General features: G+C 32.2%; 19 protein-coding genes. 14 read left to right on the top strand and 5 right to left on the bottom strand.

The window, feature by feature from the left end; translation table 11 throughout:
- Positions 1–108 precede the first annotated feature (108 nt).
- The 9 genes from DOK76_RS08955 (at position 109) to DOK76_RS08915 (ending at position 13,410) form a co-directional block, all read left to right on the top strand.
- Entirely contained in the window at positions 109–951 is an 843-nt protein-coding gene (locus tag DOK76_RS08955; RefSeq protein WP_206966962.1) for an energy-coupling factor ABC transporter ATP-binding protein, read from the top strand.
- The gene (locus DOK76_RS08950; protein ID WP_206966960.1) at positions 927–1,799 is read left to right on the top strand and encodes an energy-coupling factor ABC transporter ATP-binding protein; all 873 of its coding nucleotides are present in this window, start codon (positions 927–929) and stop codon (positions 1,797–1,799) included. Before DOK76_RS08955 ends, DOK76_RS08950 begins: the two co-directional genes overlap by 25 nt.
- Complete coding sequence (locus DOK76_RS08945) at positions 1,789–2,586, top strand: energy-coupling factor transporter transmembrane component T family protein (protein ID WP_206966958.1); 798 nt, start codon at positions 1,789–1,791, stop codon at positions 2,584–2,586. Before DOK76_RS08950 ends, DOK76_RS08945 begins: the two co-directional genes overlap by 11 nt.
- Before the next feature lie 64 nt (positions 2,587–2,650).
- Positions 2,651–3,391 (top strand): tRNA pseudouridine(38-40) synthase TruA, encoded by a 741-nt coding sequence (gene truA / locus DOK76_RS08940; RefSeq protein WP_206966956.1) that lies wholly within the window; start codon positions 2,651–2,653, stop codon positions 3,389–3,391.
- Positions 3,392–3,550: 159 nt separating this feature from the next.
- Complete coding sequence (gene rplM, locus DOK76_RS08935; RefSeq protein ID WP_206966954.1) at positions 3,551–3,994, top strand: 50S ribosomal protein L13; 444 nt, start codon at positions 3,551–3,553, stop codon at positions 3,992–3,994.
- Between the two features lie 13 nt (positions 3,995–4,007).
- Positions 4,008–4,400: a 30S ribosomal protein S9 gene (gene rpsI / locus DOK76_RS08930; protein WP_206966951.1), complete on the top strand. Its 393-nt coding sequence runs from the start codon at positions 4,008–4,010 to the stop codon at positions 4,398–4,400.
- A gap of 185 nt (positions 4,401–4,585) precedes the next feature.
- The gene (gene dptF / locus DOK76_RS08925) at positions 4,586–6,841 is read left to right on the top strand and encodes a DNA phosphorothioation-dependent restriction protein DptF (RefSeq protein WP_206966949.1); all 2,256 of its coding nucleotides are present in this window, start codon (positions 4,586–4,588) and stop codon (positions 6,839–6,841) included.
- 1 nt (position 6,842) lies between these two features.
- Positions 6,843–8,186: a DNA phosphorothioation-dependent restriction protein DptG gene (dptG, locus tag DOK76_RS08920; protein ID WP_206966947.1), complete on the top strand. Its 1,344-nt coding sequence runs from the start codon at positions 6,843–6,845 to the stop codon at positions 8,184–8,186.
- On the top strand, positions 8,167–13,410 hold the full coding sequence (locus DOK76_RS08915; RefSeq protein ID WP_206966945.1) for a helicase HerA domain-containing protein: 5,244 nt from the start codon (positions 8,167–8,169) through the stop codon (positions 13,408–13,410). The genes dptG and DOK76_RS08915 overlap by 20 nt, the downstream gene beginning before the upstream one ends.
- 212 nt (positions 13,411–13,622) lie before the next feature.
- On the opposite strand, the gene DOK76_RS08910 is transcribed toward DOK76_RS08915, so the two are convergent.
- Complete coding sequence (locus DOK76_RS08910) at positions 13,623–13,781, bottom strand: hypothetical protein (protein ID WP_206966943.1); 159 nt, start codon at positions 13,779–13,781, stop codon at positions 13,623–13,625.
- Positions 13,782–13,912: 131 nt separating this feature from the next.
- On the opposite strand from DOK76_RS08910, the gene DOK76_RS13260 reads away from it, so the two are divergent.
- The 5 genes from DOK76_RS13260 (at position 13,913) to DOK76_RS08890 (ending at position 16,575) form a co-directional block, all read left to right on the top strand.
- On the top strand, positions 13,913–14,041 hold the full coding sequence (locus DOK76_RS13260) for a hypothetical protein (RefSeq protein ID WP_255521706.1): 129 nt from the start codon (positions 13,913–13,915) through the stop codon (positions 14,039–14,041).
- 90 nt (positions 14,042–14,131) lie between these two features.
- A complete protein-coding gene (locus DOK76_RS08905; protein ID WP_206966941.1) occupies positions 14,132–14,860 on the top strand; it encodes a hypothetical protein in 729 nt (242 codons plus the stop codon).
- A gap of 35 nt (positions 14,861–14,895) precedes the next feature.
- Positions 14,896–15,414 carry a dihydrofolate reductase family protein gene (locus DOK76_RS08900; protein WP_206966939.1) on the top strand — a complete coding sequence of 173 codons (519 nt, stop codon included), beginning with the start codon at positions 14,896–14,898 and terminating at the stop codon, positions 15,412–15,414.
- A 104-nt stretch (positions 15,415–15,518) separates the two neighbouring features.
- A complete protein-coding gene (locus tag DOK76_RS08895) occupies positions 15,519–15,920 on the top strand; it encodes a MarR family winged helix-turn-helix transcriptional regulator (RefSeq protein ID WP_206966937.1) in 402 nt (133 codons plus the stop codon).
- Positions 15,921–15,936: 16 nt separating this feature from the next.
- A complete protein-coding gene (locus DOK76_RS08890) occupies positions 15,937–16,575 on the top strand; it encodes a nitroreductase family protein (protein WP_206966935.1) in 639 nt (212 codons plus the stop codon).
- Between the two features lie 61 nt (positions 16,576–16,636).
- On the opposite strand, the gene celB is transcribed toward DOK76_RS08890, so the two are convergent.
- The 4 genes from celB to DOK76_RS08870 are packed head-to-tail and all read right to left on the bottom strand — an operon-like array spanning position 16,637 to position 20,815.
- The gene (gene celB / locus DOK76_RS08885) at positions 16,637–17,977 is read right to left on the bottom strand and encodes a PTS cellobiose transporter subunit IIC (RefSeq protein ID WP_206966933.1); all 1,341 of its coding nucleotides are present in this window, start codon (positions 17,975–17,977) and stop codon (positions 16,637–16,639) included.
- A gap of 15 nt (positions 17,978–17,992) precedes the next feature.
- Positions 17,993–18,484 carry a hypothetical protein gene (locus DOK76_RS08880; RefSeq protein ID WP_206966931.1) on the bottom strand — a complete coding sequence of 164 codons (492 nt, stop codon included), beginning with the start codon at positions 18,482–18,484 and terminating at the stop codon, positions 17,993–17,995.
- An 18-nt stretch (positions 18,485–18,502) separates the two neighbouring features.
- On the bottom strand, positions 18,503–18,817 hold the full coding sequence (locus tag DOK76_RS08875; RefSeq protein WP_206966929.1) for a PTS cellobiose transporter subunit IIA: 315 nt from the start codon (positions 18,815–18,817) through the stop codon (positions 18,503–18,505).
- The gene (locus tag DOK76_RS08870; protein ID WP_206966927.1) at positions 18,818–20,815 is read right to left on the bottom strand and encodes a BglG family transcription antiterminator; all 1,998 of its coding nucleotides are present in this window, start codon (positions 20,813–20,815) and stop codon (positions 18,818–18,820) included. It abuts the gene before it with no gap.
- Positions 20,816–20,822: the final 7 nt, after the last annotated feature.

Below are 20,822 nucleotides of genomic sequence, written 5' to 3'. Positions count from 1 at the left end.
GGGTATTTATCTTAACTGAAAATGTTTCCTTGTATTTTTAATTAACATTAAGAATAGAATGAAACATTTTTTTAAAATAAACCAAAAAAGGATAAGGAAGAGGCTTGCATGAAGACTCCTTTAATTGAACTTAACAATATAACTTTTAAATATCTTGGAGAAGACACTAAGAATGCTTTAAACAATGTCTCTCTTAACATTTATCCAGGGGAATGGGTGGCATTAATTGGTCACAATGGCTCTGGTAAATCAACATTAGCAAAAACTATCAACGGACTGATTGCTCCAACTTCTGGTGAAATCAATGTCAAAGGTGAAGAAGTCACAGAAGCAACACTTTGGGATGTTCGTCGAATGATTGGTATGGTATTTCAAAATCCAGATAACCAATTCGTTGGCTCAACAGTAGAAGACGATGTGGCGTTTGGTTTAGAAAACCAAGGCGTACCAAGAGACGAAATGGTGGCTCGAGTGAAAGATGCCTTAGAGACCGTTCGTATGGAAGACTTTGCCATTAAAGAACCAGCACGTTTGTCTGGTGGACAAAAACAGCGTGTGGCGATTGCTGGTGTGATTGCTTTGAGACCAGACGTGATTATTTTAGATGAAGCTACATCTATGCTAGATCCCCAAGGACGGCAAGAAGTAATTGAAACGATTCGTAAGATAAAAGAAGATTCTAATTTAACAGTTATCTCTATTACCCATGACATTGATGAAGCAGCTCATGCTAATCGTGTATTAGTGATGCGTGAAGGTGAGATTATTCAAGAGGGAACACCTGCGGAGATTTTTTCTCGTGGAGAAGAACTAATCGAGTTAGGCTTAGACGTACCCTTTCCTGAGAAATTAAAAGCTGCCCTTAAAGATCGTGGAATGAGTGTACCGGATCATTATTTGACAGAGGAAGGAATGGTTGATTGGTTATGGACATCAGGTTTGAACAAGTAGATTTTACCTACCAACCTAATAGCCCTTTTGAACAACGGGTACTTTTTGATATAAATTTAGAAATCCCCTCTAATAGCTACACAGCGATTGTGGGTCATACTGGTAGTGGTAAATCAACACTACTCCAGCATTTAAATGCTCTTTTAAAACCAACTAAAGGTCAAGTAACTATTGGAGACCGTGTGATTACGCCAGAGACAGATAATAAAAACTTAAAGCCTATTCGTAAAAAAGTAGGAATTGTTTTTCAATTTCCTGAGTCTCAATTATTTGATGAGACAGTTGGACAAGATATAGCCTTTGGACCAAAAAACTTTGGTGTTTCTGATGAAGAAGCTGAGAAATTAGCTCGTGAAATGCTTGATTTAGTTGGTCTAGATGAAAGCTACATGGACCGCTCGCCATTTGATTTATCAGGTGGACAAATGCGTCGTGTGGCGATTGCAGGCGTTCTTGCTATGGAGCCTGAAGTAGTTATCCTAGATGAACCAACAGCAGGACTTGATCCAAGAGGTCGTAAGGACATTATGGAAATGTTTTATCGTTTGCATAAAGAAAAAGGAATTAATATTATTCTAGTAACTCACTTAATGGATGACGTAGCAGAGTATGCGGATTACATGGTGGTTCTTGAAAAAGGAAAAATCCATAAAAAAGGTAACCCACGTGAGATTTTTGCTGATGTGGATTGGTTGAAAGAAAAGCAATTAGGTGTGCCGACAGCCACTGATTTTGCTTTTGAGCTAATGAAGAAAGGCTATGAGTTCTCTCAATTACCTTTAACAGCCGATGAATTAGCAGATGAATTACAAGCTTCATTGAAAGCAGGTGGCCAAGATGATGAATAAACTGATTTTAGGTCGCTATATTCCTGGGGATTCGATTATTCATCGACTTGATCCTCGTGCTAAATTAGTCGCAAGTTTTTACTTTATTGGTATTATTTTCTTATGTAATAACTTTATTAGTTTTGGCGCGATGTTTGCCTTTACGATTTTTGCAATTTTACTATCAAAAATTAGTTTACGCTTCTTTATTAATGGGGTAAAACCATTGATTTGGTTAATTCTGTTTACTGTGTTACTACAGGTGATGTTCTCTCAAGGGGGAGAAGTTTACTTTAAGTGGTGGATTTTTAGTATTAGTGAGTTTGGGATTAAAAATGGAGCATTCATTTTTATCCGCTTCGTGTTGATTATTTTTATGTCAACGTTACTTACCTTAACGACACCACCATTATCTTTATCAGATGCCATTGAGTATTTGTTAAGACCTTTAAAAACGATTAAATTCCCTGCTCATGAGATTTCATTAATGCTGTCAATTGCGCTACGCTTTGTTCCAACTTTAATGGATGAGACAGAGAAAATCATGAACGCACAACGTGCTCGTGGGGTAGACTTTGGTGAAGGAAACTTAATGCAGAAGATGAAAGCTATTGTCCCACTATTGATTCCTTTATTTGTCAGCAGCTTTAACCGTGCTGAAGATTTAGCAATTGCTATGGAAGCAAGGGGTTATCAAGGTGGAGAAGGTAGAACGAAGTACCGTGTGCTTCATTGGGAATTACCAGATACAGTAGTAGTGATTGCTTTTGCCTTATTAACTGTGTTACTTGTATTCATTAGATCATAAAACGACATAGAGGCTAACTAGTTGTAGTTGGCTTCTATTTTTGTTTAGGAAAGAGGAGAGACTTATGCCACGCTATAAAGCGATTATTGCCTATGATGGGACTCGTTATGCTGGGTTCCAAGTGCAGCAAAATGCCCATACTATCCAAGCAGAGATTGAGTCCACGTTAAAAAGACTAAATGGAGGGAAATCTATCACAATTCACCCGTCAGGACGAACAGATTCAGGTGTTCATGCTAGAGGACAAGTGATTCATTTTGACTACCCGCATACTCGGGAGAGTGAAAAATTTCGTTTTGCTTTAGATACACAAACGCCAGATGATATTAGTTTTTTATCTGTGGAGCAAGTATATGATAACTTTCATGCGAGATATTTAGCAAAAGAAAAGACGTATCACTACTATGTAGACTTATCTGCTTCAAGAGATCCTTTTAAACGCCTGTATTCGGCTCACTACCGCTATGAGTTAGATTTAGATAGAATTAGGCAGGCAGCAAAAGACATTGAAGGAGAGCATGATTTTAGCGTCTTCTGTGCCACAGGTAGTGCCGTTGAAGATAAAACACGTCATGTCTATGAAGTGAAGCTAGTTGAATTAAGCGAGACAGAGCTGCGTTTTGAGTTTCATGGCAATGGCTTTTTATACAAAATGGTGCGTATGCTAGTAGGAACACTTCTTAAAATAGGGAATGGTCAACTACCAGTAGATGCCATCAAACTAGCTTTAGAAAACCAAGATAAAAAAATGACAGGACCAACCGCCCATCCTGAAGGACTTTTCTTAATGAAAGTCGACTATTAGATTGAAAAAAAATATCCAAAATAGTGTTGAATTTTATTGACATATCAAGGGATTCACGATAATATGTTAGATGGTATTGTTTGACCACAACATGGTGAGCCCCGGAAACTTATTATGTAATGCCAAACATCAAGAACATAAATTGGAGGAAAAGAAACCATGCGTACAACATATATGGCCAAAGCTGGCGAAATCGATCGTAAATGGTTTGTAGTAGACGCGACAGATATTCCTTTAGGTCGTCTATCTACAGTAGTAGCATCTATTTTACGTGGAAAAAATAAACCAACATTCACACCTCACGTGGATACTGGTGATTACGTAATCGTAATTAACGCTGATAAAGTTAAATTAACAGGAAACAAAGAAAGTGACAAAGTATACTACCGTCACAGCCAACACCCAGGTGGAATCAAATCTATCACTGCTGGTGAATTACGTGACAAAAACTCACGTCGTTTAGTTGAGAACTCAATTAAAGGTATGTTACCAAAAAATAGTTTAGGACGCGCAACTGCTAAAAAACTATTTGTATACGGTGAAGCTGAACACAAACATGCAGCACAACAACCAGAAGTATTAGATATCACTAACTTAATTTAAGGAGGGAATTTCATTGGCTAAAGTACAATATTTAGGCACAGGCCGTCGTAAAAAATCTGTAGCTCGCGTACGCTTAGTACCCGGTACAGGTAAAGTAATCATGAACAATAAAGACATTGAAGAATATATTCCACATGCTGATTTACGTGAAGTAATCATGCAACCACTAGTATTAACAGAAACTAAAGGCGCATATGACGTATTAGTTAACGTTAACGGTGGAGGATACGCAGGACAAGCTGGGGCAACTCGCCACGGTATCTCTCGCGCTCTTTTACAAGTAGATCCAGATTTCCGTCCAGCTCTTAAACGTGCAGGATTGTTAACTCGTGACGCTCGTATGGTTGAACGTAAAAAACCAGGTCTTAAAAAAGCTCGTAAAGCATCACAATTCTCAAAACGTTAATTCGTTTTTATACAGAATTTCAAGGCATCTTCCATTTGGAGGGTGTCTTTTTTTTGTTTAAAAGAGTATATTCTTGTTTATAATGGTTGATTGATTAAAAAATTAATAAATTATTATATAATTATAAGTTATAGTATAATTATAGTTATATATTAGTTGAATTTATTGTAAGTGGAGGAATACATATGCGTAGAAAAGAACAATCAGACATGAATCTTACTCAACATCAATTTATAGGGAAAATGAGAGTTTTTTATATAGAAGTTGCAAACAAATATAAATTAGTATTAGAATTTAATTATGACAACATGCTACTATTGCTGAAAATTATTGAAGAAGAATTATCTATTAATGAATTATTCCGAATGAAAAAATATACAGAATTTTTAAAAGCTGATAAAAATGATTATATAATAACTGATCAAGATAATATTTTCATACAAAAATTAAAAAATAAACTAGTGGCAACCACTATAGTTAATAAATATAGTGGTTGCTCAGGAACTATTCAAGATGGTTCCTTAAATAATCAACTAGAGAGTGTTTCTGAAAATATATTTTCTTTATTAGTAAGTAAGTATGGTGTTTTTGTTGGCGATTATAGTATAAAAAATTTGACAAAATTAGCTCATAGACTGAATAGAGCTCAAAAGATTTCGAGTTTAGAAACTGATAAAATTCTTAACATGGTAAGAGTACTAAATAGATTAGACGATGTTGATGCAAGTTCAGATGATGTAGAGAATGCCATGATTTTGCTTGAACAGATTAAAATATATGATGTTAACCGATTACAGAAGCATAGTGAACTTGAAATTTTGTTTAACAAATTATCAATGCAGTCAAAAGATATGATAGTACATTCAGATAGTTTTGAAGAGTTTAATGAGTATATGCATGTTAAGAGACCTATACAAGAAGAATTAGAAGAAGCTATTAACGAACAGCTTTCTCAGGGAAAAAAGAGTGTTATTTTTTTAGTAGGTAATGTAGGAGATGGAAAAAGTCATTTACTTGCTTATATGAACGATAAATATAGAAATGAATTTAATAATAAAAATATTGAGATTTATAATGATGCAACTGAGAGCGACGCACCTAATAAAACATCAATTGATAGATTAGTTAGTATTTTAGAGCCCTTTAATAATCAGAAAATAAATTATGTTGAAGACAAAAGGATAATTATTGCTATTAATTTAGGGGTATTGACCAATTTATATGATTATTTAAATCACATAGAGGAGTTTGATCAATTAGTAAGTTATATAGAAAAAAGTGGAATAATATCTGGTAAAAAGAGAGAGGAAGAAAATTCGGACTATTTTAAAACAGTATCATTTTTAGAAAGAAAAGAATTAACATTTAAAGACGGCATTGTAAAAAATATATTTTATGAAGAGGTTTTTAGAAAAGTATTCTCCACATCCGAAAGTAATATTTTTTATCAGGCATATTTAAACGATCAGCAAAAAGGCATGACAAAGTTAATTCATGAGAATTATAGATATTTATTGAGTGAAAATGTTTTAAATAATGTCATTGGTCTACTGAATAGAATAGAAGTCGAGTTTAAAGAGATTATTTCAACTAGATTATTATTTAATTTTATGTATGATATTGTAAATCCTAAGGAAGGTAATATAAATGCATCATCATATCTACCACATCTTTTATTCCAAAATAAAAATAAGTCTAATATACTAACTTATCTAAATTTAATAGATCCTGTAGACATTCAAACAGCCAAACTAAATGATTTAGCAATAGAATTATATCATTCAAATGATTTATTACAGAAGATTAAAGAGCTACTAGGTAATGAAGGTGAAAAGTATTTACCTATTTTTGAAACTATGAGAGATAAAGTTCTTGGGAAAGATAATTTTAGGAGAATTTTTAATACTTTTGTTAGGATTAAGTATCTTGAAGAGCCTAATAATTCGATGTTTGGAGAATCTTTATATTCTGGATATTTAAAAGAGCTAACGAATTTAAATAATAAAGTAGCTCAAGGAGAAATGTCTCGTTTAGTGATGGAGTGTGCTTTGACCTGGAATGGTAAAGTTGACCATTTAAAAGATGATTACTTACTAAAAAGTCGTGGAGATGAAATAATACGCATAGCAATGGAGCATAATATAAATGACTCCGAGGAAGTTGTAGATGGTTTTGATATAAAAGTAAAATACTTTTTTGATGATAATGAATCTGAAATTAGAATTGATTATAGAATTTATGAGCTATTAAGAAAAATTGAAAAAGGATATTTTATCAAAGAAGAAGATCGAAATATGGCTATTCGATTAGATGCTTTTGTAGATGATATTGTTAAGTATAGTAAATCTATGCGAACTAACTTATTAATTAATGTTGAGACTAATCAAGTTTATGAATTAAGTAAAAGTTTTGGAAAAATAAAACTACAACGAGGTAAGTAAGATGAGTGAATCTATTGAAGTTAATCAATTAAAAATGAAATTGAAATTAGATACTAAACCTACATTTAATAGAAACTTTAAAGGAAAGGTGTTTCCTTTTTGGACACGCGAACCTGAAAGAGTAAAGTATAAAGATGATTTTTCAGAAATTATTGGTATCATGAGTCGACACTCTGCAGAATACCAATTAGATATTGAGGATGTCAGTATTCCTTTTTTTGAAAATTTAAGAACTAAAGTTGATGTTGCGGATATTTCAGAAGAAGAGTTAAGAGATATTTTTGATTTAAAACAAGAAATAAAGCTTAATCAAAAACTATTGCTATATGTTATTCCTAAAAGTAGTAGTAAGCAAGAACAAAGTGAAAAAAAAGGAAAAGTAGAATTAGGAGTTTACTTGAGTAAACTTTTTAAACTATCAGAAAATGAAGAATGGAAAAAATTTTTACAGATTTCAGAACCAGAGGATTTATATACAGAAGTTTTAATTTTATCATTGCCAGAACTTGAATGTGATAATAACAATGATACGAGGAAATTTTGTTTAATAGAAAATTTTGATTATTTAAATGTATTTCAAAAAGATTTGAGCAGGCTATTAGTTAATAAAAAATTCTTTTTAAAACAAATGAATCTATTTTTTTCATTTTATTATTTTTTACATATCATAACATTCACTTATCAATTTAAACAAACAGCTTTTAAAGATAATTTATTTTTTTCTTATGAAAAAGAGTCACTCTCTGGTGCAAGAGTTTCCGTAAAAAATGGATATAATTTAGTATTAGAAAATGCGAAATATTTATTAGTTGATAATGATGTATTAGACTACTTAAATGAGCTTATAGGAGTAGATAAATATTATAGTTATCAGGAAATTTTATCAAGTGATTTTGAGTATGAGGATAAACTAATAAGAAATTTAAAAGAATTCAATCGTTCTTATAGTTTTTATAAAGATAAAGAAGTTGTGAGTACATCTAATAATTTAATGGAGCAAATAAGTCAGTTACGTCAATGGTTGAAAGCGGATATTCCAAATGAATCGGTTTCTAGATTTAAAAGGTCATTTGATGAATTTTTTAGATTAGGGTTTATTAAATCACGAGGAAGGTTAGGCAAAGTGCTGAATGCACCAGCAGATTTAATACTATTGTTAGTAGCTGTAATTGTTGAACCAAAAGGTAGAATGCTGGTTCGTGACGTGTTTAAAGAATTGGAAAAAAGAGGAATATTCTTCGATTCTCAAAGTCGTCAAGAAGTCATTAAACTATTTGAAGAGGTAAATATTTTGGAAAAAATGAGTGATAGCGGGGATGCACAATATGTTAAATCAATATTATAAATTTTTAACAAATCGTATCGTAAAGTGGTTAAAATTACAAAAGGAAATCAAGCCTGGGGATCGTTTTTTTGTACTCCTAGATGATGTATCAGAAGTTGATAATTTCTATAGGGAATTAGAGACTACTAGCGAGTTAAAGATATTTTCCTCTATATCAGATGGAATAGATTATCAAACCCCTTATTTACTAGTAAAAGATAAGAAGATATTATTTGTAGCAACAGGGAATAGTGTCACACAAGACTTTTTAGTAACAATTAGAAATAGAGTGAGTGAGCAAAAAGGAATATGGAAAAACACAGCTGTATTCTTTTTAGTTCATAGCGGATTAGACTCGATTGTTAGAGGAGCTTTTGATGTTAGTCAAAAGGATGCCCCGTTTAATATAGCAAATATCAAAAGAGAAATAAAAGAAGTTATAGAAGAAAACACAACATTGAAAGATTTTGAAAGAACAGCATTAGAATTGTATATAAATGATATAGATAATTATGAAAATACTATACTAAAAGATTTTGAAACTATATTTTCAATTATTGAGAAAAAAGAAATATCAGTGAATAATTATAATGATATGGGGTATTTCTATGATTCGCAATTATCATCATTTACTGAGAAGGATATCGAGTCTAGATTAAAGAAAAATAAATCCATGTATACTGAAGTAGAGATGGCACATTCTTTTTTTGATACAGAGGATAAATTATTAGAAAAAGTCTCCGGTGATAGTTTAGTGAACCAATTGAAAAAAGAAGATGATTGGAAGTATGTTGACTATAATGATGTAGAACGTGGGGTTGAAAAATATCTTAGTAGTAGAACAGTTAAAATAAATTATGACCAAGAAAATTTGATTAGTACGGAATCAATAATATATCAATTAGAAGGAGAGACTGGTAGTAAAGCTAAAAGATTGCATATACTACAGTCTACTGACTCTAAAAATATTGAAAGTAATACATGTTCAATTGAAATTCCATTTGATGATAAAGTACAAAAATCTAGTATTGTTACAAGTCAAACATATTATTTTGAAAATGACAGCAAGGTATTAAATGATTTGATAATTGATACTAAAAATAAAAAAGTAATCGTTACCATTCCCAATTATATTCGAGATATAACATATGGGGGAATGATTACTTACAAACATAAAAAAGAAAATCGTTTAACTTTTAAAATCTGTTTTATGATAGTTCCGTTTCCACTTGAATATTTAACTAAAGTGATACCTAATTTTAAAATTGATGTTAAAAGAAAAGGATTTAGTTTTGGTGTCTCACAACACATATCTGAGTATGGTTTTGGTTTAGTTAATCGAAAAACTATCGAAGTATATAATGCTGATGACCTTACTGATGTAGAACTATTGCATTCAGAGCTGCTATTTAAAGAGACTGCTGTTGAAGAAGATGATAATGGGGTTTTGAGATATAAAGCAAAATTAGCTGATGCTTTTTTACCATTGTCAATAAGAAGTAATATGGAACGCTTAGTTTCTTTATCAGGAATTCAATTAGAAAGACAACGATTATTGTCAAATACTCAACTAGTATTTAAAGAAAGTAGAATATTTTCTGATAATAAAATATTTACTGTTGATACTAAGGTAAAAGAAATGTTGCTACTTGAAGAGAGAATGATTTCTGAAAAGTCTATATATGGATTATTTGAAAGTAGCTATTATCAGAAGAAAACGCTAGATATTCCGAAAAAACTTCAAAAAAATTATGAAAATTTGTTTAATTATTATGAAGAAAAGAACACGCTACCGAGTATAGCAATTCATACAGATAGATTAAATGTGTTAATGGAAGACATTATTACGACTATTCAAGAATTGTTTTCAGAGCATTTGATTGAAGGTGAACAAATTAAATTACAAATTCAAAACATATCTAAAATCGGTAGAGTAGTTAGAAATAATGAAATCATTTTAACTCCTTTAAATCCATTTCAAATAATGTATTACTTAGAATTATCTCATCAATTAGTGAATAAAGAATTAATTCCTAGAGAGAATGTTTTAAAAACATTGAATGGAGCTAATTTGTCACCTTATATATTAATTGAAAATACTATTCATCAGTCTATATACGATTCTCAATTTCCAAGGTATTTATTCTACAAAGAAATATTGAAAAAAAAGCTTTCTGATTTATCGTATAAAGTTATTGTTTCTAGAATACAAGATTATGTATCACAGTATAAGTTTTTATTTCTAACAAATCTAAATATCCCTATTAATATTGCAGCTATTAATATTTATGATGAAGATATGTTTTTTGATGCTATAGTCAACTATTTCTTCGAACAATTAGGAAAAATAAAAAATATTAAAGATATAAATCCATTAACCATTTATTCAGAACAGATAGGTGAAATGTTAAGTTCTAAATTTAATAAACTATATGAAGCGACATCTATGGAAAAATTGAATGAGTTGTTAAGCCATAAATATAAAGGTAGTAAATTTGAGGATAGTGAAGTTTTAGAGCTATTACAAACTAAGATTAATTTATTTAATGTTTCACATATAGAAGAAATTGAAGACGCTTTTTTCCATATAAGTTTTTATCAATTTACATCTGAAATGGATATAGTAGGTATGCCTGTAGCAAATTTGAAAAAAAATTATTCTTTAGATGGATTGGTAAGTGGTCAAATATATCAAAAGAATGATCAAGATAACTTTATAAGTGGATTCGGAATAGATGTGTTTGATAATGATACTCAGAGTAGTTTGATTAATTTTGTTGTAACATGGAATAGTTTTTTATTAGCGACAAAAAAAGAAACAGAAGTATATAGTCCTAGAAAAACACTAATTAATAATATAAGAAAAAATAATTATTCAAATATAAAACTGTTAATGAATAAAAGTAATTGGTTGACAATTATTAATCCGGATGTTGATCTATCTTATTTTTATCATAGTGAAGACGAAAATTTATTTATTATTCATTACATGGACCAAAATTCAATGAATGAGTATGAGGCGATTACTATAACTAATAATATTAACCAATATGAGAGAATATTAAAAGAAAAGATAATAGATACTTATTCTGATAATAAATTAACATCAGCTCAAGATATTATTAAAAGTTTTAATATAATAAATGGTACATGGCTATTAAAACTTGCTTCAGATAACCGCACCTCAGATGTTAAATCTAATCTGATTAGGGAAAAACTTAGTATTATTTCAGCGTATAAAGAAATGTTAGGAATACTAGAGCACTCAGATTTTTACTGGGTTCCCGTATCTTTAGAAGAAATTTTACGTGTCTCAGATATGGTGGGATTAAAGAAAAAAGATGGTTTATTTAGTAGTATGAACTTAGGAAAAAAAGGTTCAGTAAGTGATGACTTGTTATTTATGGGAATTGACTTTAGAGAAGATTTATTAAAAGTTCACCTTATTCCCATAGAGGTAAAGGTCGGAATTAATAATACGTCTGTTTCTGTTAAAGCAAAAGAGCAGGTTGTTAACACCTTCGATATATTGAAAGAATTTTTGAGTGTATCAAACGAGAATCAATTTATGAGAAACTACTACTCGAATTTCTTTAAATCCGTGCTTCTAACTAATTTATCAAAAATGAGATATTCTGAAATATTTTCAGAAAAAGAATTGGTTGATTCTGAATTAATTCTGGACAAATTGATGTCAAATAATTTTGATATCTCGTTTGAGTTATCAAAATATTATGGAAAAGGTTTTGTGTTTGAATTTACTAAAGATATCCACACGCGAATTATAGAAAAAAATATTGATGATGAATTTACGAGTATTAAAGTGCCGGAAAGAGATGCTTATAATATAGTTAGTGAAAATATTTTTAATGTAGTAAGTAAAATTCAAAATAAGGAATTCTCATTTAAAACAACTTATTTTTTGAACAACCTTTTGCATCAAAAAAATAGAAATATGGAGATAAGTAACATAGCACCTAGTATGAAGGTAGCAGAAAATTTATTGCCTGAGTTAGTTATAAAGGAAAATGAGAGTCCTAAAAAGATAGGAGATGAGGGTAGGATAGAATTGTTCGAAAGTTACTCAGATGAAAACATTCCTATGGTAAGGTTAGAATCCAAATTAGAGGATACACGCATTCTATTAGGAAATATTAAAGGATCTGAAACTTCCTTGTTCTGGGAATACGGAAATAAATCTCTGTCTAATCGACATCTTTTTATAACGGGGAAGTCAGGACAAGGAAAAACATACTTTGTGCAAACATTATTATATGAATTATCTAAAAATAAAATAGATTCGATAGTTATTGATTATACTTCCAGTTTCCTTGATAATCAACTGGACAATCAATTTATTAAATTGATAGATGGTAAGAAAACTGTGAGGTTAGTTCACCGTGATAAGTTACCAATTAATCCATTTAAGCGTCAAAAGATTGATTTTGGAAGTTCTTTAGAGGATGAAGATGAACAAGATATGATTGATAGGATATCCTATATATTAGATACTGTATTTTCTTTAGGTATCCAACAATTATCTTTATTAAAGAGAAGAATGGGAGAAGGTATTAGGATTCATGGAGATTCATATACGTTTACACATTTGAGTAATCAATTATTAGATAGTGAGGATTCAAATGATGAGAAGTTATACGGCAGATTAGAGAGGCTGCTTTCAAGAGATCCATTTACTTATAGTAGTCCTGTTGATTGGCGTAATTTCTTTACTAATACAGGTACAGTACATATTTTTCAAATGCATGGCTTACAGAGTGATATTCAAAAAGCATTAATTGAGTTTATGCTGTGGGATTTATTTCAATATACCCAACAAAATGGTAAGGAAGAATTGCCAATACCTTTGGTTTTGGATGAAATTCAGAATTTAGATTTCAGCAATGATTCTCCTATTGTGAAGATATTAAGAGAAGGAAGGAAGTTTGGTTGGTCAGGTATTTTCGCGACACAGTCATTAGATTCAATACGTGGAGATGGTAAAGAAGCAATTTATAATGCAGCAGAACAAGTCCATTTTTTACCACCTGATGCTCAAATTCCAATTATTTCTAAGAATATCACAAAAAGTATACAAGAAAAACAAGAGATGGATAGAAAATTAGGTAGATTAGAAAAAGGTGATGCTGTAGTTTACGGTCCTGTGTTAGAAGAATCTGACTTAAATTTAACATCACCTAGAGCTAATGTTGTTAGAATTGATTCTTTTAAAGATAGATTGAATTAGTAGATTAGAATTTTTTTGAAATTAAAAGGAACAAAAACTAAAATACATGCAGTTAACCTTAATTTTATCTTTTTTGGAGTAGAGAAATTCTACTCCTTTCTTGTTAATAACTTTAAGTAATAATGTAAACTGATTCTTGAATATAGGAAAAAGGATTCGAAAATATAAATTCGCATACATTCTCAAATAAATAGCTATTTTAGCAATATGAATTATTCAATATACTGGTTATTCTCCATGAAGTTGAGGAAGTAGGATCTGATTTTATCAGTTGATTCAAAGACATCATTCCAAGGCTCTTTAGAGAAAGTGTCCATGTAAAGCTTGATACACTCTTCTAGATTATCTTTTGTTATATGTACTAATTTCATCTAAACACCACCTTTATGAGTTTATTGTATCTATTGCATTATTTTCTGTCAAAATTAGCAAATTTTATTTGTGTTATGAGTCAAAATAAAGTATTCTTATCAAGAAATTGGAAGAAAATGAGGTAACGTTAATGGATAAAAAAGAAAAAATGCTTGAACTGATTAAAAATAAACAATCAGGTGGTAAGGCATCTAAAAAAATGCAAGCGCCTAAAAATGACCGTAAAAACATGCGTAAAGGTCCAAAAATCTTTAACTAGATAGCAGATCAAAATCCCTTTTTAGGGATTTTTTTATATTGACTAAAGAACACATGTTCGGTAAAATATAAAAAGCAAGGAGGCGTTTTTATGGATTTTGAAACTAGTTATGAGTTAGAGGGGAGCTTTGTTGATATTTCTTTTAAGATTCCGTCAGAGGCTCAGGAATTAAATGCTTCTTTTTTCAGGTTTTATGCGACGTATCATCTATTGAAAAAAGATGGGTCTGATTCTTATGAAGAGGTGCCTGTGATGAAGCTTGTAGGCCATTCAAGTCACTTTGACGATGACTTTATCGATGCAGCTGATTCTATTTCTGATAGTACGCTAGAGAATTATTCATTTGCTAAAGGACTCTATGAACAAGTGGTGGGAACTAATTTCCACGAGGATTTAATGATGAAGACTGGGTTAGCGATTAATCGTTGGGCGACTCTTGAGTGTGTGTATTTAACTGATGAGATTAAGTATTTTGATGAGGTCGTTCATTTTAAGGTATATGAAGCTTTTTTAAAGGCATTCAAGCAAACATGGCGTCAGTTTTTCCGCAATGATATCACATTGATATCGTTTAATGAATGTTTGTATGTCTCTTCTGATGAGAAGGTTCAAACAAAGGTATCGAGTGCCTATGCTGGTATTGGCTTTTTGCCGACACTTAATAAGAAACAACTAATTGGTAATAATAGTTACCCAGTGGGAAATAAGACGATGAAGCTAAAGGATTTATTTACATTTGATTATAACCATTTCTTTGGTTCACATCTAAAAAATGGTAAGATAAAACAATATTCAGGGTTTATTTATCAGGAGAGTTAGTTGTTGCTTGATTAGCTAGACGGGAGGAAAGAACAATGGCGGTTTATTTTTATGGATGTATGTCTCTGGATGGGTATTTAGCCGATAAGAATCACGAGATTAACTGGCTTCATGAGTTAGGATCAGTGGAAGAAACTAGTTATGAGAGCTTTTACCAAGAGATGGACGTGTTATTACTTGGGAAGAAGACTTATGATGAGATTAAAGACATGGACAATCTAGAGGACTTTTATGGGCCGACAGAAAATATTGTGTTCACCCATGAAAAAGGTTTAGAGTCTCCATTATTTAAGTTTGTTTCAGAAGATGTTGTGGAATTTGTCGAGTCACTACCTAAGGATAAGAATGTGTGGGTAGTTGGAGGCAACACGTTGATAGCGCCTTTACTAGATAAGGGTTTGATTGAGACGATGTACGTGCAAGTTGCACCTGTCTTGCTAGGTGAGGGTGTGCCGTTGTTTACGCAAAAAGAAGGTAAGCAGCTATTTGATTTAGTAGAGGTCAAACAATATGGGCAGTTTGCAGAATTAATTCTAAAAAAACATCTTCCTTAGTGGAGATGTTTTTTTGTTTTGAGCAAATTACTTTCTTTAAGTAAGCTTTACGTTTATAGTTGACTAGTCAACTGTTGATTTGTCATATAAAGAGAGGGAGAGAGATGGACTTACGAGAAACGAGTAAATTACTATATCAATTGAAATTAGCTAATCAAGAAATGATGACTAAATTTGAAGAGCAGACAGGTTTTAGTATCACGCGTTACGAGTTAATGCAGGTGCTAAGAGAGAATGCACCTTGTTCTCAATCGCTCATTCAAACGGCTTTAAAGATTGATAGCGCAGCAGTCACTAGGCATTTAAAGATCTTAGAAGAAAAGAATTATGTGACACGTGAGCGAAATAAAGAGAATAATCGAGAAGTGATGGTTACTATTACAGATAGTGCCTTACAATCTCTAGAAACGTGTGATGCTAAACATAAGGCAGAAAAGAAATTTGACCTTGGTTTAACGGAGCAAGAAGAAAAAACATTATTAGAACTATTAACTAACTTAGTTTGATGAAAGAGGAATAGATATGTCAAAAAATATAAGCAATAACGATTTTTCAGCTATTACATTTGGAAGAAAATCAGTCCGTCACTATGATGAGACTTATAAGATATCACAGGAAGAAATGTTAGAAATGATTCAAGAAGCAACTACAGCACCTTCTTCTGTAAACATGCAACCATGGCGCTTTGTTGTTGTGGAAAGTGATGAGGAAAAAAGTAAGTTGAAACCATTGATTCGTTTTAACAAGCTACAAAATGATACGTCATCTGCAATGGTATTGTTATTTGGCGATAGAAAATGTTATGAATTAGGAGAAGAGATCTATGATCAAGCTGTTGCTGAAGGCAAAATGCCTAAAGAAGTTAGAGATGAGCAACTAGCAACGATTATTCCTTATTACGAGAGTTTTTCTGAGTCTAAAATGAATGACGTCATCAAAATTGATACTAGTTTAGTGGCTATGCAGTTTATGTTAGTGGCACGTGCTCATGGGTATGAAACAAACCCAATTGGGGGATTTGAGGAAGATCAGTTAGCCGAAGCGTTTGGCTTAGATAAAGAGCGTTACGTACCAGTGATGATAGTTTCGATTGGTAAAGAAAAAGAAGCTGGCTATGAGTCAGTTAGAGTATCTGCTGATAAAATTACGACGTTTAAGTAGTGGGATGGAAACGAAAAAATAAGAAAAGACACTTCCGGTTTTGGAAGTGTCTTTTCTATTATTATGCAGCTAATTCAGCAGCTTTTTCTTGTTCTTCTTTAAGTAGTTTGCTGTCATAGAATTTGATGAATGGGAACCAAATAGCAAAGGCTAACACAGCGCAAAGAATAGCTAAAACTGCAGCTTTCCAGTCACCACCACTACCAATGAAAGCACCAATACCTACTGGAGATGGCCAAGGCATTTGAGCTATCACAGGCTTAACAATTTCTAGCTTAATGGCAAAATAAGCTAATGAAGCAGAAGCCATAGGTGCTAGGAAGAATGGAATGGCAAGGTATGGGTTGTAAACAATCGGCATACCGAAAATAATTGGCTCATTAATATTAAAGAGACCTGGTACAAGAGACGCTTTTCCTAAAACACGTAATTGATCAGATTTAGCAAGGAATGCAATGAAAATAACTAGGCCAAGAGTTGCACCAGAACCTCCTACAGTTACATAAGCGTTATTGAATTCACCTGCTAAAGGAATTGCAGCACCATTAGCGTTAGCAGCCATATTAGCAAGTACAATAGGTGTTAAGAATGATGTAATGATATTGGCACCGTGGATACCTACAATCCATAAGGCATGAATTAAGAAGTAAATTACCATAACCCCTAACCAAGTATTAGTTATATTGGTAACGAAACTAAATGGGATTGAAATGATTTTAAAGATATCTGTTCCTAAAGCAACTAAAGTACCGTTTATTATCATCACAGCAAAAGCGATAACAAATGTTGGGATTAAAGCTGTAAAGGAACGTGAAACACCTGGTGGTACCACTTCTGGCATTTTAATGACCCATTTTTTCTTAACACATAGGACGTAGAGTTCAACGGCGATAAAAGACATAATAATACCAGTAAAGATACCAGAAGTTCCCAAACGATCAACGAAACCGCCCATTCTGATACCATTAACCACTGTTTCTGATTCTGTGATACTTCTTAATAAGGTGATTTTTCCATCTGACATAACTAATTCAGGGATACACATGAAAAAGGCAAAGACAGAAAGTAATGCACCTGTTAATGGGTTAACATCTACTTCTTGTTCATCTCTTTCAATGGAAGTTAATTCATAAGCAAAAACAATAGCAAAATAAACGGATAAAATTCCCATAGTCATGGTATTAGCAATCATGTATAAATCACTTATTTTGAAGAAAGTAGCATTAAACAGACCTTCTAAAGCCGGAAACGGCAGAGGTAAGATATTTAAAACGAGGAACATTGAACCAACAATTGTAAAGGGAATCGAAGCCATCCCAGCGGCCATAACAGCTCTAACGACTTTGAATTGTGCGACTTTCCCCATAGGCCCCATTAAGTATTTTTGCAGAAAATTAAACATTGTGTTACTCCTTTCTTAAACTCCTAAGATTTTTTCATATTGTTTAACACGATGATATTGTTTGTCGGTGTTGCTTTCTATTTTATTAAGTCTACGAATAACGCTAATGGCTAGTAGACAACCAATTAGCAAAAAGAGCAAGGTAACTGTTTTTCCTGTTTGATTTTGATTCATAAAAAAGAATAAATGATTATATGCTGGAGTAAAGATACTGACAATCAGCAGAATATTAACAGCTAATTGCAGGTAGTAATATTGTTTGGTACGTGGTGTTTCATTAGTTGGTTTTCGGTAAAGTTTGATTTGCTCAGCTATAGGTAGAAGCTGTAGAAGCATTAAAGACATTGGAATAAGCCAACCAATTGATTGCTTATAAATCATGAATGCTAACCAGTTGAGATTAGCGAAGAAAAACGTGGCCGTAAAGTAGCGGACCATTAAAAAACGATTGTAGTACATGACCTTGATACTTAGCTTATTTTTATTGACCTCAGCTGCTTTGTTCAAAGTTTTTTCTCCTTTCTGTTATCTTTCTTTGTATAAAAATGCCATTTCTTTAGCTACTTCTAGTAATGTCATAGTAGTCATTAAGTGGTCTTGAGCGTGAACCATGATGATCTCCATTTCTATTTTTTTACCATTCGCATAGTCTTTTAATAGTTTAGTTTGAGATTGATGAGCCACTAAAATACTGTTATTAGCTTCATCTAACATTGCTTCGGCTTCGATAAATTCTTTATTTCTCATAAAAGAGAAAGCTTTGTGAATGCTTGTACGTGCATTGCCGCTATGTAGAATGATTTCAAATGCGACTACTTGTAACTCTTCTGTGTTTTCCATTTAATCTGCCTCCTCCTGATTTGTTATTTTGATAAAATGGTTGCGAAAATTGTTAAATGTAATGTTAGATAAAATCTGTTCTTGTGTTTCAATATCGTCTACAAGTCTGACGATGGCTTTGGTTAAGTGGGTGATACCTTCATTTTCAATGAAAGAAGGTGAAATGAGAAAAATGAACTTAATGTGTTTTTCATGATCCCAAACCATACCTTCCGGCACAACAGCTACAGCCATTTTTGTGGTAATACCTATTGGCTGTGCGGGGTGTGGAACGACAATTGTGTCACTAAAGACGATTTCTCCCATAGACTCACGTTGTTGAATTTGAGTAGTCATTTTTTTGATGTAGTGAGGGTCTTCACCACTACTTAAACGAGTAAGTAGTTCTGAAATAAGTCGTTCTTTAGTAGGTGGTACATCATAAATGATGAAGTGATCAGACGTCAGGTGCTCTTCAATGTATTGACGACCACTGTTTTTTTGGTTGTATTGTTTTTTTGGCTGGTCCTTCATTTCAAGTTGTCCTATTTGATTGATCTCTTTTTTGATTAGGTGGATATCTTGTGTGTTGAGAAACACGCTGACGTGAACCATAGGTACCTTAAAGAGAACAGAAGACAAATTGATGGAAGAAATAATCAAATCAATATTTTTTAAGCTTGTTTCATTTAGTTCGTAATAACCTAAGACATCGACAACATTAATGTAGCTCCCAAATTCATTAGTTACACGATTTCTTAATAGTTGAGCACTACCATATCCTGTAGCACAAATAATAAGAACTTGAAGTTTACGAGTATTTTTAGCCTTTTCAAGAGCAGCCATAACATGAAGCGATAAATAGGACCACTCGTCTTCATTGATTAGATAGGGCTGTAGCTCAGGTAATTGACTAAGGTATTTTTTTGTGAGATCGAAAGCTTCAGGAAAATTGGAACGAATAGTCTTTTTTAAAGGATTTTTTAAAATGATTCCTTGTTCTAATCTGACAAGCATTGGTTTTAAATGTTCCAGTAAGCCATTAAATAATTGATAATCATCAACTAAATTGACATTTAACTGTTGAGACATATGTTGAAGAACATAAACGAGATGGTCACTTAATTCCGTATCACGTTGACTATTTTTATTATTGGATTTTGCCATGAGATGCAGGGTTAAGTAACCAACCTCTTCTTTTGGAAATGTGATAGCTAAATTCTTTTCGACACGTTCTATGATGTGACTAGCGACTTTATATTCAGCTACGTTGTTATCATCGATGAGAATACCAGAATCTTTTAATTCAAATCCTTCACTAATTCTTTTTATTGCTAAAGATAAATGTAAGACAAGGTTTTGAATAATGATATCTGATATCTTTAGTCGTTCTTCTCGAGCTTCATCTAAAATGATGATAGTCAGCTCTTCAAAGGAAATATCTTGAAATAAATCACTGTTTCCAATGTGTTCTCTTAAAGGATTGTTATAGTTTTTACCGAAGAAAGTGTCCATAATAAAATGTCTTTTTTCTTGTTCATCTCCCTCAATCCAAAAACCAACGCCTGTTTTTGAGACAACAGTTAGATGATAAGGCTTGAGGCGCTCACGTATTTCATTAACATCTTTTGTGACACTGGATTGGCTAATAAATAATTTTTCGGCTAATTCGTCAAAATTTAAAATAGCATCTTCTAAGAGTAATTTATTCAAAATGTAATTCTGTCGATCTTCGATTTCCATTATTTGTGGTGTTTCTAGAAGAGAGGTAAGCTTGACCGTTTGTCTCTTTAGAAATAGATCGAATTTACCTCGGTTCAAAATATCTAATTGATAGCCATATCCTGTTTTTGAGTGAATTATAGCTCCTTGATGACTAAGGATGTCATTCATTTTTTTGATGTAGGTTCGTATGGTTCTATCTGATAGAGAAAGCTCAGTAGCTAGAGATTGACTAGTGATGTATGTACCTTGATTTTCCAATAGGGATTTCATTATGCTGTATTCCTTTTGATTCATCAGATAC

The sequence above is a fragment of the Candidatus Vagococcus giribetii genome (genome assembly GCF_017316185.1).
Classification (GTDB): domain Bacteria; phylum Bacillota; class Bacilli; order Lactobacillales; family Vagococcaceae; genus Vagococcus; species Vagococcus giribetii.
The sequence above is the reverse complement of the archived record's forward strand: the minus strand, read 5'-3'. Positions and strand labels throughout refer to the sequence as shown.

Coding starts and splice junctions, on each gene's coding strand:
- DOK76_RS08955 (WP_206966962.1), top strand. CDS start 109: ATGAAGACTCCTTTAATTGAACTTAACAATATAACTTTTAAATATCTT.
- DOK76_RS08950 (WP_206966960.1), top strand. CDS start 927: ATGGACATCAGGTTTGAACAAGTAGATTTTACCTACCAACCTAATAGC.
- DOK76_RS08945 (WP_206966958.1), top strand. CDS start 1,789: ATGATGAATAAACTGATTTTAGGTCGCTATATTCCTGGGGATTCGATT.
- truA (WP_206966956.1), top strand. CDS start 2,651: ATGCCACGCTATAAAGCGATTATTGCCTATGATGGGACTCGTTATGCT.
- rplM (WP_206966954.1), top strand. CDS start 3,551: ATGCGTACAACATATATGGCCAAAGCTGGCGAAATCGATCGTAAATGG.
- dptF (WP_206966949.1), top strand. CDS start 4,586: ATGCGTAGAAAAGAACAATCAGACATGAATCTTACTCAACATCAATTT.
- dptG (WP_206966947.1), top strand. CDS start 6,843: ATGAGTGAATCTATTGAAGTTAATCAATTAAAAATGAAATTGAAATTA.
- DOK76_RS08915 (WP_206966945.1), top strand. CDS start 8,167: ATGTTAAATCAATATTATAAATTTTTAACAAATCGTATCGTAAAGTGG.
- DOK76_RS08910 (WP_206966943.1), bottom strand. CDS start 13,781: ATGAAATTAGTACATATAACAAAAGATAATCTAGAAGAGTGTATCAAG.
- DOK76_RS13260 (WP_255521706.1), top strand. CDS start 13,913: ATGGATAAAAAAGAAAAAATGCTTGAACTGATTAAAAATAAACAATCA.
- DOK76_RS08905 (WP_206966941.1), top strand. CDS start 14,132: ATGGATTTTGAAACTAGTTATGAGTTAGAGGGGAGCTTTGTTGATATT.
- DOK76_RS08900 (WP_206966939.1), top strand. CDS start 14,896: ATGGCGGTTTATTTTTATGGATGTATGTCTCTGGATGGGTATTTAGCC.
- DOK76_RS08895 (WP_206966937.1), top strand. CDS start 15,519: ATGGACTTACGAGAAACGAGTAAATTACTATATCAATTGAAATTAGCT.
- DOK76_RS08890 (WP_206966935.1), top strand. CDS start 15,937: ATGTCAAAAAATATAAGCAATAACGATTTTTCAGCTATTACATTTGGA.
- celB (WP_206966933.1), bottom strand. CDS start 17,977: ATGTTTAATTTTCTGCAAAAATACTTAATGGGGCCTATGGGGAAAGTC.
- DOK76_RS08875 (WP_206966929.1), bottom strand. CDS start 18,817: ATGGAAAACACAGAAGAGTTACAAGTAGTCGCATTTGAAATCATTCTA.
- DOK76_RS08870 (WP_206966927.1), bottom strand. CDS start 20,815: ATGAATCAAAAGGAATACAGCATAATGAAATCCCTATTGGAAAATCAA.